At 55.0% G+C, this 17496-nt stretch carries 14 protein-coding genes; 13 read left to right on the top strand and 1 reads right to left on the bottom strand.

The window, feature by feature from the left end; genetic code table 11:
• Nucleotides 1-14 precede the first annotated feature (14 nt).
• The 13 genes from ANT_RS04435 (at nucleotide 15) to ANT_RS04375 (ending at nucleotide 14413) form a co-directional block, all read left to right on the top strand.
• On the top strand, nucleotides 15-1013 hold the full coding sequence (locus ANT_RS04435) for an ABC transporter permease (protein ID WP_013559312.1): 999 nt from the start codon (nucleotides 15-17) through the stop codon (nucleotides 1011-1013).
• 19 nt (nucleotides 1014-1032) lie between these two features.
• Entirely contained in the window at nucleotides 1033-2163 is a 1131-nt protein-coding gene (locus tag ANT_RS04430) for an ABC transporter permease (protein WP_013559311.1), read from the top strand.
• Nucleotides 2164-2173: 10 nt separating this feature from the next.
• Complete coding sequence (locus tag ANT_RS04425; RefSeq protein WP_013559310.1) at nucleotides 2174-3202, top strand: ABC transporter ATP-binding protein; 1029 nt, start codon at nucleotides 2174-2176, stop codon at nucleotides 3200-3202.
• Between the two features lies 1 nt (nucleotide 3203).
• A complete protein-coding gene (locus ANT_RS04420; protein WP_013559309.1) occupies nucleotides 3204-3554 on the top strand; it encodes a DUF4870 domain-containing protein in 351 nt (116 codons plus the stop codon).
• A 31-nt stretch (nucleotides 3555-3585) separates the two neighbouring features.
• Nucleotides 3586-4923, top strand: a complete 1338-nt coding sequence (locus ANT_RS04415; RefSeq protein ID WP_013559308.1) for an alpha-glucosidase/alpha-galactosidase — start codon at nucleotides 3586-3588, stop codon at nucleotides 4921-4923.
• Between the two features lie 30 nt (nucleotides 4924-4953).
• Nucleotides 4954-6354: an alpha-glucosidase/alpha-galactosidase gene (locus tag ANT_RS04410; RefSeq protein ID WP_013559307.1), complete on the top strand. Its 1401-nt coding sequence runs from the start codon at nucleotides 4954-4956 to the stop codon at nucleotides 6352-6354.
• Nucleotides 6355-6487: 133 nt separating this feature from the next.
• Nucleotides 6488-7981, top strand: a complete 1494-nt coding sequence (locus ANT_RS04405) for an SH3 domain-containing protein (RefSeq protein WP_013559306.1) — start codon at nucleotides 6488-6490, stop codon at nucleotides 7979-7981.
• A gap of 111 nt (nucleotides 7982-8092) precedes the next feature.
• Nucleotides 8093-9490, top strand: a complete 1398-nt coding sequence (locus ANT_RS04400; RefSeq protein ID WP_013559305.1) for an efflux RND transporter periplasmic adaptor subunit — start codon at nucleotides 8093-8095, stop codon at nucleotides 9488-9490.
• A 10-nt stretch (nucleotides 9491-9500) separates the two neighbouring features.
• Nucleotides 9501-10208, top strand: coding sequence for an ABC transporter ATP-binding protein (locus ANT_RS04395; RefSeq protein WP_013559304.1), 708 nt, complete (start codon nucleotides 9501-9503; stop codon nucleotides 10206-10208).
• Nucleotides 10186-11418, top strand: coding sequence for an ABC transporter permease (locus ANT_RS04390; protein ID WP_013559303.1), 1233 nt, complete (start codon nucleotides 10186-10188; stop codon nucleotides 11416-11418). Before ANT_RS04395 ends, ANT_RS04390 begins: the two co-directional genes overlap by 23 nt.
• A 22-nt stretch (nucleotides 11419-11440) precedes the next feature.
• The gene (locus ANT_RS04385) at nucleotides 11441-12193 is read left to right on the top strand and encodes a hypothetical protein (RefSeq protein ID WP_013559302.1); all 753 of its coding nucleotides are present in this window, start codon (nucleotides 11441-11443) and stop codon (nucleotides 12191-12193) included.
• A 10-nt stretch (nucleotides 12194-12203) separates the two neighbouring features.
• Nucleotides 12204-13766, top strand: coding sequence for a sensor histidine kinase (locus tag ANT_RS16070; protein ID WP_049784815.1), 1563 nt, complete (start codon nucleotides 12204-12206; stop codon nucleotides 13764-13766).
• On the top strand, nucleotides 13763-14413 hold the full coding sequence (locus ANT_RS04375) for a response regulator (protein ID WP_013559300.1): 651 nt from the start codon (nucleotides 13763-13765) through the stop codon (nucleotides 14411-14413). Before ANT_RS16070 ends, ANT_RS04375 begins: the two co-directional genes overlap by 4 nt.
• Before the next feature lie 48 nt (nucleotides 14414-14461).
• Here the strand turns inward: ANT_RS04375 and glyS are convergent, their stop codons facing one another.
• Nucleotides 14462-17458, bottom strand: a complete 2997-nt coding sequence (gene glyS, locus ANT_RS04370) for a glycine--tRNA ligase subunit beta (protein WP_013559299.1) — start codon at nucleotides 17456-17458, stop codon at nucleotides 14462-14464.
• Nucleotides 17459-17496: the final 38 nt, after the last annotated feature.

Here is a 17496-nt window from a genome sequence, read left to right as displayed (position 1 = left end):
GGACTGGAGCCGGTATGATCAGTTATATCTTGCGCCGCCTGTTGCTTTCCATTCCCCTGTTGCTGGGAATCAGCATTGTCTCTTTTGCTATCATCCAACTGCCGCCAGGAGACTTTGCCACTACCTACCAAAATTTCCTCATCAATCAGGCGAACATGTCGCCTGTAGAAGCGGAAAAGGCGGCAAACGAATACCGAAAAATTTACGGGTTGGACCGCCCCGTCTATGAGCAGTATTTCAACTGGATTAAAGGCATCGTCACTGAAGGAAAGTTCGGTTATTCTTTTGCCTATAAGCAGGATGTTGGACAATTGATTGCCGAACGCCTGCCGCGCACCCTCTTTCTGGCGCTTTCTGCGCACCTCATTTCTACTATTTTCGGCATTGTCATCGGGATTTACTCTGCGACGCACAAGTACAGCATTGGCGATTACGCCGCGACGGTGTTTGCCTTTATCGGTACAGCCGCACCGCGGTTCTTTCTGGCAATTATCGCGGTGTATTTTCTGGTCATTGAATTAAAATCCCCCTACGTCAACCGCTTTGTTTCCCCGGAATATTCCTTTGCCCCGCTTTCCTGGGCAAAGTTTGTGGATATCTTAAAGTATTCCTGGCCCGTCATCGCCATTGCCGGGTTTGGCGGCATTGCCCGCAATATGCGAGTCATGCGTGGCAACCTGCTGGATGTGCTCAACATGCAATACGTCACCACAGCACGTGCCAAAGGGCTGAGGGAAGATGTGGTCATCAACAAGCATGCTGTACCCAACGCCCTGCACCCGATTATCATGTATCAGGGCACAGTGTTGCCGTACATGCTCCAGGGTGAACTGGAAGCCGCCATTGTACTGAACATGCCCTCGCTGGCACCCATGTTTTACAGTTCGCTGGTCAATCAGGATATCTATGTCTCGGGCGGTTTCCTGCTCATTTACAGCGTCTTGCTGGTCCTTGGCAACCTGATTGCCGATGTGGTGCTGGCGCTGGTTGACCCGCGCATCCGTCTGAGTTAGAAGATTGCGGAGGTTTCGCATGGCAAACAAAAATCCCAAATCCGCTTCAGCCGTGATCCTGCGCGCCAGAGAGCACGAATCCTATGGCACGCTGGTGTGGAGGCGCTTCCGCAAGAGTAAGATCGCCATTCTGGGCGGCTTGATGGTCATCATGCTCATCGTGCTGGCAATCTTTTCTGACTTCTTTGCGCCTTACGACCCGGTCAAACTCAACATGCGCAACGGGTACATCCCCCCGCACAAAGTTCACTTTATTGACGCAGAAGGGAAATTCCATCTACGCCCGTTCATTTACGGGTGGAAGCAGGTACTGGACGAGAACATGTTCCCCCGCTGGGTAGAAGACACTTCCAAAGCCTACCCAATTTACTTTTTTGTGAAGGGATGGGATTATAAACTGCTGGGACTGATTCCCATGAACATCCACCTGTACGGTTTGAAGGACCCTGAAGGCATGATTTTCCTGCTGGGTTCGGATAAATTTGGACGGGACATCTTCTCGCGTTCCTGCCTTGCCGGGCGGATTTCCCTCTCCATGTCGCTGTTTGGCACCATCATCAGTGTGGCAGTGGGGTCGGTGCTGGGGGTCATCTCCGGGTATTTCGGTGGGGCGGTGGATACGTACATGCAGCGCTTTGTGGAGTTTGTGCAGTCCTTCCCCCAATTGCCGCTGTGGATGGCACTGGCTGCCATTATCCCTGATACATGGGATCAATTTGCCGTTTTTGTGGTGATGTCTTCAATCTTTGCGCTTCTCTCGTGGACTCTGCTGGCGCGCGAGGTACGCGGCAAAGTACTGGCACTGCGTGAAACCGACTTTGTCCTCGCCGCCCGCGAAATGGGCGCATCCGACTGGCGGATCATCTTTCATCACCTTTACCCCAACACTATCAGTCATACCATTGTCGTGCTGACCCTGACCATCCCCACTATCATTCTGGCGGAGAGTTTCCTGAGTTTCCTGGGTATTGGCATTCAGGAGCCGCTGGTTTCGTGGGGGGTGATGATGCGCGAAGCGCAAACTATCCAGACGCTGGGCTTCAACATCTGGATTATCTCCCCTGTATTCTTTATCTTCATGGCAGTGCTGGGGTGGAACTTCCTCGGCGATGGATTGCGCGACGCCGCCGACCCCTATACCATCCTGTAGAGGCAACGATATGGCAAACAACCTGCAGACCGAACCCATATTGGAAGTCAAGAACCTGAAAATGCACTTTCCCATCCGCGGCGGGTTCTTCCAAACCATTAAAGGCTATGTCAAAGCCGTGGATGGCATCAGTTTCAGCGTGCGGGAAAACGAGGTACTTGGACTGGTTGGAGAAAGCGGATGTGGTAAGACCACTGCGGGGCGCACCATCTTGCGACTGTACGACCCAACCGACGGCGAAATCTGGTTCCGTAAGAAAGACGGCGAACGGGTGGAAATTTCCAAATTTACCCAGAAGCAAATGATGCCCTTGCGCCGCGAAATGCGCATGATATTCCAGGACCCTTTCAGTTCGCTCAATCCGCGGCGGACGGTCAAGGAAATCATCGGTGAACCGCTCATCATCCATAATATTGCCCGGGGACGTGAATTGGAAGACCGGGTAGCCTATTTGATGACCGCCGTCGGTCTCGACCCTGCCTACATGGATCGCTATCCCCACGAGTTTTCCGGCGGACAGCGACAGCGCATTGGCATTGCCCGCACGCTCTCGCTCAGCCCGCGCTTGATTGTCGCCGATGAACCGGTCTCGGCGCTGGATGTATCCATCCAGGCGCAGGTATTGAACCTGCTTCAGAACCTTAAGGAAGATTTGGGCTTGACGCTAATCTTTGTAGCGCACGATTTATCAGTGGTTGAACACATCTCCGACCGCATTGCGGTAATGTACGTGGGAAAAATTGTCGAACTCTCAGAAACAGAGAACGTGCTGTATCACCCGCTCCACCCCTACACCGAAGCGCTGGTGTCCGCCATTCCCCCCGCCGATCCCGATATTAAGATGCAACGTATTCCTTTGCAGGGAGATGTTCCCAGCCCTGCCAATCCTCCCAAAGGGTGTGTGTTTCATCCTCGTTGCCGTTATGCCAAAGACATTTGCAGTCAGCAAGAACCCGCCCTGCGCGAGGTAGAGCCCGGGCATTTTGCCTCATGTCACTTTGCCGGAGAACTGAGTCTGCGAGGCATTGGAGGAGATTGACATGGACAGATCACGCATCACCGCCTTTCTCAGTTACCTTATCCTCTTTCTGGGAAGCCTTTACGTGCTGATTTTCGAGCGTCGCGATGACTATGCCCGTTACCACGCGCTGCAAGCGCTGGGATTGGTGTTCTTCTCTGCCGGGGTGTTTTTGGGTTGGGTTGTACTGGGCTTTCTGCTGGCATGGATTCCCATCATAGGACCTGTGCTCAGTGCTTCGCTGTTTGCGCTGGTGATTGCCGCATGGATCTTCGCAGTAGTGGCATGGGTGATGGGCATGGTCAATGCTACCCGAGGGCTGATCGCACCACTGCCACTCATAGGTCGCTGGGCAGAGAAATTGCCCTTCTAACATCGAACACAAGTAAAGAAAGGAATGTTGCATGGCAAAAATTGTTCTCATCGGCGCAGGAAGCACTGTCTTCACCCGCAATCTGTGCAATGATATTTTGCTCACCCCGGCGCTTCAGGAAAGCGAAATCGTCCTGATGGACATCAACGCGGAGCGCTTGAACGCCGCGTATAAACTGGTCGAAGCCCTGATTGAGCAACGGAAGTTGAAAGCCCGTGTACAGGCAACTCTGAATCGCCGCGAAGCCATCACCGGAGCAGATTACGTGATCACCACATTTCAGCAAGGCGGGCTGGAAGCGTACCGTCTGGATATCGAAATTCCTCTGAAGTACGGCGTAGGGCAGTGTGTGGGCGATACCCTGGGACCCGGCGGTGTCTTCCGGGCGTTACGTACCATTCCCGTCCTGCTGGACATTTGCGATGAGATGGACGACTACGCGCCGGATGCCCTGCTTCTCAACTACGTCAACCCCATGGCGGCAAACTGCTGGGCGGTGAGCGCCGGTTCCGGACGTCCTTTCGTTGGTTTATGTCACTCAGTGCAGGGCACCAGCGAGATGCTGGCGCGATGGGTCAACGTGCCGTACGAAGAAGTCAACTTCCTGTGCGCGGGAATTAACCATCAAGCCTTCTTCCTGGAGTTCCGCCGTGGCAAGGAAGACCTGTACCCTGCCCTATGGGAAGCCATCGAAAAACCGGAAATCTACGAGACCGAGCCGGTGCGTTGTGAATTGATGAAGTACTTTGGCTACTTTGTCACCGAATCCAGCGGACATGCCAGCGAATACGTCCCGTATTTCCGCAAATCGGCAGAGATGATCGAACAGGATCTGGTGCCGCGCTTCAAGAGCCCGCAGGATTTCTGGTTCGACTTCGGGCGCACGGGCGGATACCTGCGCCACTGCCAGCGCACTGCCCAAACCTTCCAGCAGGAATTTCAGGAGTTGCTCGAAGGTGTGCGTACGTTGAGCAACCAGCGCAGTCACGAATACGGCTCGTACATCATCGAAGCCATCGAGACCAATCACCCCGTGAAAATTAACGGCAATGTGCCCAACTTTGGGCTGATCCCCAACCTGCCGCACGGATGCACCGTGGAAGTCCCCTGCCTGGTAGATGCCAGCGGCATCCAGCCGGTGAGCGTTGGCGACCTGCCGCCACAACTGGCGGCGTTAAACCGCACCAACATCAACGCCCAGGAACTGATTGTGGAAGCCGCTCTTTCTGGCGAAGTGGATGCAGTGTATCATGCAGTCATGCTCGACCCGCTCACCGCGGCAGTATGCACCCTGCCGCAAATTCATGCCATGGTCAGGGAGATGCTCGAAGCCGAGAGGCAGTGGCTGCCACAATTTCAAATCCAATAATTGAATTCATTCAGGAGAAAGGAGACTTGTATGCCCAAAATTGCTTTTATCGGAGCCGGAAGCACAGTCTTTGCTAAGAATCTGCTGGGAGATATCCTCAGTTTTCCGGAACTGGCTGACTCCACCATCTCATTGATGGACATTGACGAAACCCGCCTGAATACCACCCGACTGGTGGCAGAGCGCATTGCCCGAACGCTGGGAGCGCATCCTACCATCGAAGCCACCACCGACCGGCGCAAAGCCGTGGCTGGGGCAGATTACGTCATCACCATGTTCCAGATTGGCGGTTACCGCCCCAGCACGGTGATTGACTTCGAGATTCCCAAAAAGTACGGCTTGCGCCAGACCATCGCCGATACGCTGGGCATTGGCGGTATCATGCGTGCCCTGCGCACCATTCCCGTCCTGCTAGATCTGGCAAAGGATATGGAAGAACTGTGCCCGCAGGCTCTCTTGCTTAACTACGTCAACCCCATGGCAATGAACATGTGGGCGCTCAACCGCGCCAGCAAGATTCGCAACGTGGGTTTGTGCCATTCGGTGCAGGGAACCGCCATGCAGATTGCCCAGGACATCGGCGTGCCCATTGAGGAAATCAACTACCTGTGCGCAGGCATCAATCACATGGCGTTTTACCTGAAATTTGAGCGCAAGACCCCGCAAGGCGTGGAAGACCTGTACCCGCGCATTCATCAGGTATACAAAGAAGGGCGCGTGCCCGATTGGAACCGCGTGCGTTACGAAATGCTCAAACGCCTGGGGTACTTTGTCACCGAATCCAGCGAACACTTCAGCGAATACGTGCCCTGGTTCATCAAGCGCGACCGTCCAGACCTCATTGAGAAGTTCAACATTCCGCTGGATGAGTACATCCGCCGTTGCGAGGTACAGATAGCCGGATGGGAAGCCACCAAAGACGTGGTGGAAAACCCCAACCTGCCCATCAACGTCCCCTTGATTCAGGAAAAACTGCGCGCAGCGGGTGCTACCGATTGGGACATCAACTGGATAACCGAGATAGCATCCAAATTTGATCAAATTGAAAAGTCCCACGAATACGGCTCTTACATCATCCACTCACTGGAAACAGGCATCCCGCGGGTGATTTACGGTAACGTGGAGAACCGCGGGCTGATTGACAACCTGCCGCAGGGATGCACCGTGGAAGTGCCCTGTCTGGTGGACAAGAACGGCATCCAGCCCACCAAGATTGGCATGTTACCACCGCAACTCGCCGCGCTGATGCAGACCAACATCAATGTGCAAGCCCTGACCGTAGAAGCCGCGTTGACCGGCAAGCGCGAACACATTTACCATGCCGCCATGCTCGATCCGCACACCGCCGCCGAACTGGATCTGGATCAAATCTGGAGTCTGGTGGATGATCTGATCGAAGCCCATGGCGATATGTTACCGCCATTCCATTAGCCACCTCCCCTCCCCTAAAGCGGAGTACTGTCCAGGGAGACAGTACTCCGCATTTTTATTTTCCCTCCAGGAATGCGGGTAAAATAAACCCTTGAAACGATCCTCAAGGGCAAAAAACATTCAGGGTGTCTTCATGCCTTTTGATGCTCAACTTTTTCTGAAAAGGGTAAAACCTTCCCCATCAGGTAAATCCATCGGATGTTTCCATGAAAAAGGGCGCACAGTCCAGTTAAGGATGCTCATCTTCATCGTGTTGATCATCGGGTTGAGCGCCTGTACCCAAGCCAACCCGCTCTCTGCCATGCTGGTCACCCCGGCTATGCCCGTAGAGAGCACAAACACCCTACCCGTACCCTCCCCCACAATGGAAACAAGCGTGTCCCCAGCGTTCACCCCTTCTCCTACTCCATCCCCGGCTGAATGGGTATGGACGGCAAACCCCATCAACGGCAACCTGCTGGTGATTGACCCCTCCAGCAACAGCATTGCTGTGATTATCCCCACCGGCTTCCATCCAGAAGAAATTGCCATTGGAGAAGGTGCAGTATGGGCGCTGGACCGCTCCGCCGACCGCGTCTTGCGCTTCAACCTCACCACGTATCAAATGGAAGCCGTCATTCCCATTCCTCAAGGAAAAACCATGGCACTGGCAAGCGGCGAGGGTGGGGTTTGGGTAGGCATTGAAGAGCGTCCCCTCTCTAACGTTTTGCGTCCTTACGAGGAATACATCCCCAATGGCGGTGTTATCCGCATTGACCCGCGCATCAATCAGGTCAACGGGTATGCAGAAGTGGGAAGTGTTTCCCGCCTAACCACCGGATTGGGTTATGTGTGGGCGCTGACGCGCAACACGGTGGATACCCCACTGTACCGCATCGATCCGCAAAGCCTGCAACGGGAAGAAATCACCCTGCATGGTACCCACGATTGGCTGATGGAAGATGCCTTTCATGCGGACGATAAAAGCCTGTGGTTGTTTTCGCAAGCCTTTGCCCGCCTCTACCGCATGAACCCGGATGGAAGGCTGTACAGTGTCTTTTCTTTGCGCCAGCAAAAGCCCATCGGGTATGCCGATTTACGCCTTGCTTATGGCTCGCTATGGTTTGCCACGCCCTGGGGAGATGTGTTACAACTCGATCCTTCCACCGGTGCAGAACGCTCGCGCACTTCTCTGCGAGTGCCTTTGCGTTCCATCACTGCCGGTGCGGGTGCAATCTGGGTGCATGCCCCTGCCGATGGCGCGGTATACCGTCTGGACTCCTTCACCGGCGAGGTACAGGCGCGCATCGAAATCGGCGAGAAAGTCCCCCCCACGCCGGTTGTAACCGCAACCCCCATCCAGCGTGCCACCAAACCCTGTGAAGATGCCCCTTACTCTCGCCTGCAAGTGGGCATGCGGGCATACACTTTCAAAGAACCTGACCTGCCTCAACGCCTGCACAAAGAACCCGGCAAAGAGAGCGAACGGGTGGGCTGGATTCAACCCGGCGAAACCGTGACCGTTCTGGAAGGTCCCATGTGCGCGGAAGGCTGGGTATGGTGGAAAGTGCGCACCGAACGCGGCGGATACACCGGCTGGGCGGCAGAAGGGGATGAAAACGAGTACTGGCTGAATCCCTTGCGTTAAGTCACTACTCCAAACCCATCTCAAGAAGGTGTCCAAACCGGTCTGCAGACTCGTGCATTCTTCAGGTATTGTGGTTATTATCCTGAGTAGCACATTCTGGAGGATGCAAAAATGAAACGATGGGTTTTCTACTTATTTTCTGTTGTATTGATGGGATTGCTGGTTGCCTGCAGTTCCAACACAGAAACATCCAATTATGAAACTGCCAAACTGGAAACCGGTTCAATCAGCGCGGTGATTACCACCAGCGGTGCGGTGCGTCCTGTCCGCAGTGCCGATCTGACCTGGCAAATCAGCGGGAAGGTGCAGGAAGTTCACGGAGAGATTGGGGACACCGTGCAGGATGGACAGGAACTTGCTCGTCTGGCGGAAGACAGCCTGCCACAAAACGTCCTGCTGGCATGGAACGATTACCTGCAAGCCGAAGAATATCTCAAAGACCTGCAAGATACTCAGCCCGAACTGGCACAGGCTCAAATGGAACTGGCGCAGGCACAGGAAGAGTATGAAAAGGTGGAAAAACGCTACCGCAACTTTAACCCGGAGCGGCGCAATGTCTCCCAAGCCACCATTGACACGGCTAAAGCAGACCTGGCACTGGCAGAAAAGAACCTTGAGATGGCGCAGAAATACTTTGACCTGTTCAAAGGGCGTGATGCCAATGACCCGGAACGTGCCGAAGCGCTGAAGATGCTGGCAAAAGCCCAGCAGGCTCGTGACTCGGCGTATTTCAATTATCTGTATGTTACCGGCAAACCCAGCAACACAGAAGCCCAGAAAATCCAGGCAGAACTGGCACTGGCAAAATCGCGTCTGGATCAGGCAAAAAAGAAAGTGGAAGAACTTTCCAAAGGCGTTTCGACCCTGGAACTGACCGCCGCTCAGGCGCGCCTGCGCGCCGCCCAGCAAACCCTGGATCAGATTGTACTCAAAGCACCTTTTGCTGGCATCATTACCAACCGGCGCATCCAACCCGGGGACGTGGTCACAGCGGGAACGCTGGCTTTCCAGATGGAAGACCGCTCTCATCTGTATGTAGAGGTCAACATTTCAGAAATTGAAATTAACGACATCCACCTGGAACAGGAGGCTACTCTGACCTTTGACGCCTTGCCGGAGAAAACCTATCACGGGAGAGTTGTACAAATTGGACTGAGCGGGAACAATCAACAGGGTGCGGTTACCTACCCGGTGACGATTGAAATTACCGACGCCGATGAAAACATCAAATCCGGCATGACAGCAATGGTGCAAATTGAAACCAGGAAACTGGATCAGGTTTTGCTGGTACCCAACCGTGCGGTACGGGTGCTGAACGGTCAGCGGGTAGTTTTCGTCAAGAAGAACACCGGTTTACCCGAAGCCGTGCCCATTACCCTGGGAGTCTCTTCGGCAACGCACAGCCAAATCCTTAAAGGGGATGTAAAAGAGGGAGATGAAGTCATCCTGAACCCCGATTTGCTCATGCAATTGCAGGAGCAAGGGGGGAATGGCGTGGTGATTCGCTAGTGGAGGAAAGATGAACGCACAGGATTGGGTCATCGAAGCCACCAACCTGACCAAAATCTACCAGATGGGGAAAGTCCAGGTACCGGCACTGAACGGCGTTTCCCTGAAAATTGCCCGTGGGGAAGTGGTTGCGATTATGGGACCCTCGGGGTCGGGGAAATCTACCCTGATGAACCTTCTGGGATGTCTCGACCGTCCCACATCCGGAGAGTACATTCTGGACGGCAAAGTGGTGTCCAAACTGCGGGATGACGCCCTGGCACATATTCGTAACCGTAAGGTAGGATTTGTCTTTCAGCAGTTCAATTTACTCCCCCGCGCCACGGCGCTTGCCAACGTCGAATTACCCCTGCGATATGGGGGAGCCAATCACGACCGGAAACAGCGCGCATATGCGGCACTGGAGGCGGTTGGGCTGGCAGATCGCGTGCGTCACAAACCTACCGAACTTTCAGGAGGGCAACAACAACGCGTTGCTATTGCGCGGGCGCTGGTCAACGACCCCGCCATCATTCTTGCCGATGAACCCACCGGCGCGCTGGACAGCAAGACCGGGGAGGAAATCATGCACCTCTTGCTGGAACTCAATCGCCAGCGAGGCACCACTCTCTTGCTGGTGACGCACGATCCACGGATTGCGGCTTACGCTCAGCGCACTATTTTCCTGCGAGATGGTTTGATTGTGGAGGAAAACCATGAACATCCTGCAAGCCGTTAAAGAGGCATTGGAAAGCCTTTCAGCCAACAAACTGCGCTCCGGGTTGACCATGCTGGGAATTATTATCGGGGTAGCGGCGGTTATTGCCATGATTTCGCTGGGACGCGGCGTGGAAGCCTCGGTAAATGACCAACTGGCAGGAGTGGGGTCAACCCTGATTACCCTGTTTGCCATGCCCGACCGCGAGGTGCGCAACCCTCAACCGCTCACTCTGAGTGATGCCGAAGCCCTGATGGATGCGGCGCATTTTCCGGAAGTGCAAGCCGTTGCCGCTGAAATTAACCTGAATGCCAGTGTTTCCTTTGGCACCGTCAACACCGCAACCAGCATTTTGGGCGTAACTGCTAATTACAAAGACGTGCAGAATCTGCACCTCAACGAAGGGGATTTCATTCACGAAGAGCAGGTGCTGGGACAGTCGGCAGTAGCCGTACTGGGGGCGCGGGCGGCAAAGACCTTGTTTGAGCGCGAGGCGGGAATTGTGGGTGAGACCATCCGCATTGATGGACAACCCTACCGTGTGATTGGCGTCCTGCGCTCACGAGGTTCAGGAGGGCTCAGTTTTACCCAAACCGATAATGCTGTGCTCATTCCCATTACCACGGCAAAACTGCGCCTCGCCCCGGAACGGGTGCGCGGAGAAGTGGATTTGATCACCGTACAGGTACGCTCGGCTTCCCAAATCAAAGCCGTGAGCGAACGCATCACCGAAACGTTGCGCATCCGTCACAATATTCCGGTAGGATTGAGCGATGTGACCGTCTTTGTGCAGAAAGATGTACTGGACGCGCTCAACCAGATTACCAGCATCCTGACCGTGTTCCTTGGAGGCATCGCCGCCATTTCTCTGCTCGTTGGGGGCATTGGCATCATGAACATCATGCTGGTCTCGGTGAGCGAGCGCACCCGAGAAATCGGCTTGCGCAAAGCGGTTGGAGCGCGCCGGCGCGATATTCTCATGCAATTCCTGACCGAGTCTGTCCTGCTCAGTCTGGTAGGAGGCATGCTGGGCATCCTCACCGGATGGATGATTGGCGCAGTCATTCAACTTATCTCCACGCAAAGCGGCAGTCCCATTCGCTTTGCCCTTAACGTAGATGCCATCCTGCTGGCGACCATCACCTCTTCAGCCATCGGGATTTTCTTTGGATTGTATCCGGCAAACCGCGCTGCCGGATTGACACCTGTAGAAGCCTTAAGATCAGAATAAAAAGCAGAAAGGATCCTACAAGATGGAAACCACTCTTTCTACCTCACCTGCGGAGCAGGAAGAAAAAATCCCCCGTCGCGCATTTACCGGGATGCTGATGATTGCCATCACTCTGCTGCTTCAGGCACTGGCAGCCGGTTACACCGTACCCTATTCTCTGCGACACTCCACATTTGATAATTTGTTGGAGGGAGGAACCGACCCTATCATGACGGCACTTTCATGTCTCACCATTGTTGCCGGAATCGCGCAACTGGTCGGCTTTATTTTTCTGGTTTCATCCGTCCAGAACGTCTCCCGCTCCATTAAGAGGTTATGTTGGTTAGCATTCATCCTCTTTGTCGTTGCGATAGTCCTCACCCTCATCGTCAATATTCCACTGGGATATGCTGTTTCGCTGGGCGGTTCGCGTACCATGGGGATTGCCTCTCTCTGGGTTACGGCTCTTTCTCAAATCCTTAATTTCACCTCCCTTGCCATTCTCCTGTTTGCTCTTGCCCTGTCCCCCCTTAAATGGGTAGGAGCAGGCATCGCCGGACTTCAGAGTGTGGTTGTACTCGCTATTGCAGGAATCTCCACGGCATTTTACCGGCTGTTGGAATTGACTCTCATGGGGAATACCATGTATGTGCCCCAGCCCAAACCCAATCCATATCAGCCCGTTTTGTCTATCGCCGGGTTGATTCTCAGTGGCGTGTTTGCACTGGTTTTCCTGATCTCTACCGTAGGCATGCGAGCGCGCCTGGTAGAAGAACCCTCCGATCGCGTTGTATAATGCAAACAAGATGAAATCTCAGCAGGAAGATGTACTGGATCGAATCATTCAACGGGGACAGCGCTGGCTGTCGGCGCTGTCCCGTTTCCAATGGCGCATGGCATTCCTCTACACGCTGGTCACGGTTACAGCGTTTACCCTGCTTTTGGGTATTCTGTACCTCTTCACCAGCAGAACATTCGTTTATTCCCCCATGGTCGTTTACGTCCTGCCCACCTTGCTGGAAGATGTCACCGCGCCTTTGGCGAAGGAACTGGCTGCACCTTCCCCTAACCCGGAAGTCTTCACCCGCTGGATTGAAAGTACTCGACAGGGCTCATCCCTGACTTTGTCCAAGACCGAGGAAAAGGATGATACTCTTTCCATCTCGTACTCGCTGGACACCACCATCTCCCCAAACTCATGGTTGATCATCGCCAATCGCGAGGGACAAATCATTGCTGTTGATCCTGCCGAACGCTTTCAAACTCAGCAGAACATCTACGAAGTCCTGGACAAGCATTATCTGAGCATCGTTGACCACGCCATGAACGGAATGAATCATCCTTCCATGCTCACCTTGCAGGAAAAAAACAGCATTTTCATTGCCGCACCCATCCGGGAAACACCTACCTCAACCGTTACAGGTGTGGTCTGCCTGAACCTGGTCGTCCCCAGTGGCTGGCAAATGCTGGGATACACCGTGCAAACCCTGCTCTCCACCACACTGTTCCTCTCCATCGGTGCAGGTATCATCGGACTGGTCTTTGGTTTGCTGGTGGGACGAGGACTGGAAAAACGTCTGCGCGCCGTTGCCGAGACGGCTGCGGCATGGGGACAGGGAAACTTCGAGCGTCGTATTGAAGACCGCTCAGGCGACGAAATCGGTATGCTGGCGCGAGAGTTGAATAAAGTTGCCGTTCAACTGCAAAACCTGCTGAACACCCGCGAGGAACTGGCAACGCTGGAAGAGCGCAACCGCCTTGCCCGCGACCTGCATGACTCTATCAAACAGCAAGTGTTTTCCATCAGCATGAATCTCTCAGCGGCACAGGAATTATGGGATAAAGACCCTGCCAAAGCCCGCCAGATTGTCGAGACCGCACTGATGATTTCCAGACAATCGCAACAGGAATTGAACACCCTGATTCAAACCCTGCGCCCGCCCCAACTGGAACAAAAAGGGTTGGAGAAAGTTCTTGAAGACCTGACACGGCTGTGGGAGAAACAAAGCGGAATTCCCATCACCTACCAGCAGGAAGGCAGTATCACCCTCGACCTGGAGCAACAGCAAGCCCTGTACCGGGTGGCTCAGGAAGCCCTTTCCAACGTTGCCCGGCACAGTGGTGCACGTTCTGCCTCTGTTTCATTGAGCATTCACGAGGGTTACCAGTGGCTGTGCGTGCGGGACGATGGTCATGGCTTCGATACCAGCCAGATTCCCGCACGGGGGGTAGGACTGCGTTCCATGCGGGAACGGGTAGAATCGCTGGGTGGTATGTTCGTGTTGGAAAGCGGTTCTGAAGGCACCTGTGTCCAAGCCGGTTTTCCTCTGTCATCGTCCAGCCGTCACCGTGAGGAGGAGATGCCATGAGCAAAATTACTGTGCTGATTGTAGACGATCACAGCATTGTACGCGCCGGTATACGCACCTATCTGGAAACGCAATCCGACTTGGAAGTGGTGGGGGAAGCCGCCTCAGGGAAAGAAGCCGTGCAATTAGCCGCCGAACTGGTTCCGGATGTGATCTTGATGGATTTAATCATGCCGGAAATGGACGGTGTGGAAGCCACCCAGCGCGTCCGGCAGATCAGCCCGCGCACGCAGGTCATTGTATTGACCTCATTCCATGAAGACACCCATATCTTCCCTGCCATCAAAGCCGGAGCGTTGTCCTATCTGCTCAAGGATGTTAGTGCGGAAGAACTGGGCGAAGCCATCCGCGCCGCCGCGCGCGGTGAAGCCGTCCTGCATCCACAGGTTGCCGCCAGGCTGGTGAAGGAAATGCGCGGAACGCCCGCCGAAAAGCCCAACCCGTACACCGCACTGACCGAACGAGAACAGGAAGTCTTGAAATGCATCGCCCAGGGGATGAGCAATGCCGAAATTGCCGCCCATCTGGTGGTAAGTGAGAAAACGGTTAAAGGACATGTGAGCAATATTCTGAGCAAACTGCACCTTGCCGACCGTACTCAAGCCGCTATCTACGCCTGGAAAGAAGGGCTGATACGCAAAGAATAAAAAGGCTGGGAGTTTCGCTCCCAGCCTTTTCTCAACCATTTTGAGGATTTAGAAACCTTCGAGTTTGGAGAAATCTGCCACCCCGCGGGTCAACGCAGCAATACGCTGAAGCAATCCCAAACGATTGGCGCGTACCCCGGCATCCTCTGCCATTACCAGCACCGTGTCGAAGAAACGATTGATGACAGGAATCATCGGCAGAAATGCGGCAAAGAAATCATCCACCGAACCAGGCTGACGCGGAGCGGCTTCGGCTTGGAGAAGGGCAGCATACAACGCCTGTTCCTCGACTTCCACAAAGCGCTCAGGTTGAACCGCAAACTGCTCTTTCTGATCACGGGTAATGCGCACACAGCGGGCATAGGCGGGAAGAATGGTATTCCAGTCAGCGCGCTGTACCCAGGCAGTGAGCGCCTGCGCGGCACGGTATGCGCCAAAGGGATTGTGGGCTTGCTCTGCCATGACCGCATCCACCACATCATAGCGGAAGCCGTAATCATCCATCAGATGAGTGCGCAAACGCCCGTAAATGAACTCCAGGCAGGCATTCTGGCTCTCTTCGCTGGCTGTGATGGGAAGCCCCTGCGCCGCCAGCGCCAGCCCCTGGCGAAGGTCAAACGGAATCTGACGGCTGATCAGCACTTGCACCAGCCCCAAAGCGGCGCGCCGCTGGGCAAAGGGGTCTTTCGTCCCACTGGGCGCTAAGCCGGCGGCAAACAACCCGGAGAGGGTATCCAGACGGTCGGCAACGCTGAGCAGAATACCGGGCAGGGTCTCGGGCAGAGCATCGCCCGCAAAGCGCGGCAGGTAATGCTCGAAGATGGCATCGGCAACGCCTTTGGGCTCGCCGGAGTGCTCGGCGTAATAGCGTCCCATGATGCCCTGCAGAGAGGTCATCTCGATGACCATGTGGGTCACCAGGTCGGCTTTGAGCAGGTAGGCGGCGCGGCGGGCAGTTGCCAGATCGGACTGGCTCAAGCCAAAGAAGGGCGCCAGTTTGTCCACCAGGGCTTCTACCCGGCGGGATTTGTCGAGCATCGAACCCAGTTTGTACTGGAAGGTCAGCGTACCCAGACGAGGCAGGCGCTCTTCCAGCGTATACTTCAGGTCTTCCTGAATAAAGAAAGAGGCATCGGCAAAGCGCGCACCGATGACCTGCGCATTGCCGTCGGCAACAATATCCAGATACTGGTTATCGCCATTGCGCACGGTGATAAAGTAGGGTAACAATTCACCGGTAGAGGCATACACCGGGAAGTAGCGCTGATGCTTCTTCATCACCGAAATCAGCACTTCGGCTGGCAATTTGAGGTGTGCAGGGTCAAACGTACCAAGCACGGCGGTAGGGGCTTCCACCAGTTGAGTTACTTCATCCAGCAGGGACTCATCGAGTTTCGGGACACCCCCTGCTTCGGTCATCAGGCGCTGAACCTGTTCAGCAATCGAAGCGCGGCGTTCTTCCGGATCGAGCAGAATGCCCTGCGAACGGAGAACGTTCTGGTATTCAGCCGCAGTGTTCAGAGTAAAGGTCTCAGGCTGGTAAAAGCGCAAGCCGCGGGTCACACGGTCGGCACGCAGACCGGCGTACTCGAACGGGATAACCGTACTTCCCAGCAAAGCCGCCAGCCAGCGGATGGGGCGGGAGAAAGCCACCTGACTGGCATTCCAGCGCATGGTCTTATCGAAGCGCAGAGAAGCAATCAGGTCAGGCAAAGCCTCGCTCAGCACGTCCACCGCCGAACGCCCTTTTTCAAACACCTCAGCCACCACATACTGACCACCGTCAATTTCCTGAACTTTGAGGGCAGAGACATCCAAGCCACGACTGCGGGCAAAGCCCTCGGCGGCTTTGGTTGGTTGTCCCTGGGCATCAAAGGCGCGTGCCGCAGGCGGACCCTTGACCACCGTGGTGCGGTCAGGTTGCGCAGGTGAGAGATTCTCCACCAGCACCGCCAGGCGGCGCGGCGTGCCCATGACTTTTACTTCGCCGTGGGACAGGCGCAGTTCATCCAGCAAGGCAGGAACTTTTTCGCGCAACTGCTCCAGCGCGCTTTGCAGGTCAGCGGCAGGAAGTTCTTCGGTGCCAATCTCCAGCAGGAACAAATCCGGTTGGCTCACCGTTCCCGACACTGCCAGAGATACAGTATCCGCTTGTGGAACAGCACCTTCTTTAAGCCAGGGGAACCCCAGACGTTCCCGCTGTTCGACATAGGCTACCGCGATCCGGCGGGCAAGGTCGCGCATGCGCCCAAAGAGCGCTTGGCGCTCAGTGACGCCCACCGCGCCGCGCGTATCCAGTACATTGAAGGTGTGCGAGCATTTCAACACATAATCGTGGGCAGGCAGGACCAACCCCTGCTCCAGGGCAGCATTGGCTTCGGCTTCGTAGAGGTTGTACATTTGCCAGAGGCGCTCCACGTTGGCGACTTCAAAAGAGTACTTGCTGTGTTCATACTCGCCCTGCAGGTTGACATCGCCATAGGTACGGCTGGGGCTCCATTGAATATCGCGGAAGTGACGCACCCGCTGAAGCGCCATGGCAATGCGCTCCAACCCATAGGTGATTTCTACCGAGACGGGATCCAGCACAAAACCGCCTGCCTGCTGGAAGTAGGTGAACTGGGTAATTTCCTGTCCGTCCAGCCAGACTTCCCAGCCCAAGCCCCAGGCACCCAGGGCAGGGGATTCCCAGTTATCCTCGACAAAGCGGATGTCATGCTCACGGGGGTTGATGCCCAGCGCCATCAGCGACTCAAGGTAGAGTTCCTGCGGATTACCCGGGTCAGGCTTGAGAATGACCTGAAACTGGTAGTGCTGATTGAGGCGATTGGGGTTTTCGCCATAGCGTCCGTCATCCGGGCGCACGGACGGCTCCACGTAGGCTACATTCCATGGTTCGGGACCCAGGACACGCAGATAAGTCGCAGGGTTCATCGTCCCCGCTCCCACCTGCTGATTGTAAGGCTGCCAGATCAGACAACCCTTATTGGACCAGTATTCCTGCAGTTTAAGGATAATTTCCTGAAAAGTCAGCGTTCGCTCCATGCCTGCTCCACATCAAAAAATTGCACCAGGATTATACC

The organism is Anaerolinea thermophila UNI-1 (assembly GCF_000199675.1).
Lineage (GTDB): Bacteria > Chloroflexota > Anaerolineae > Anaerolineales > Anaerolineaceae > Anaerolinea > Anaerolinea thermophila.
This window is presented reverse-complemented; position numbering and strand designations above follow the sequence as displayed.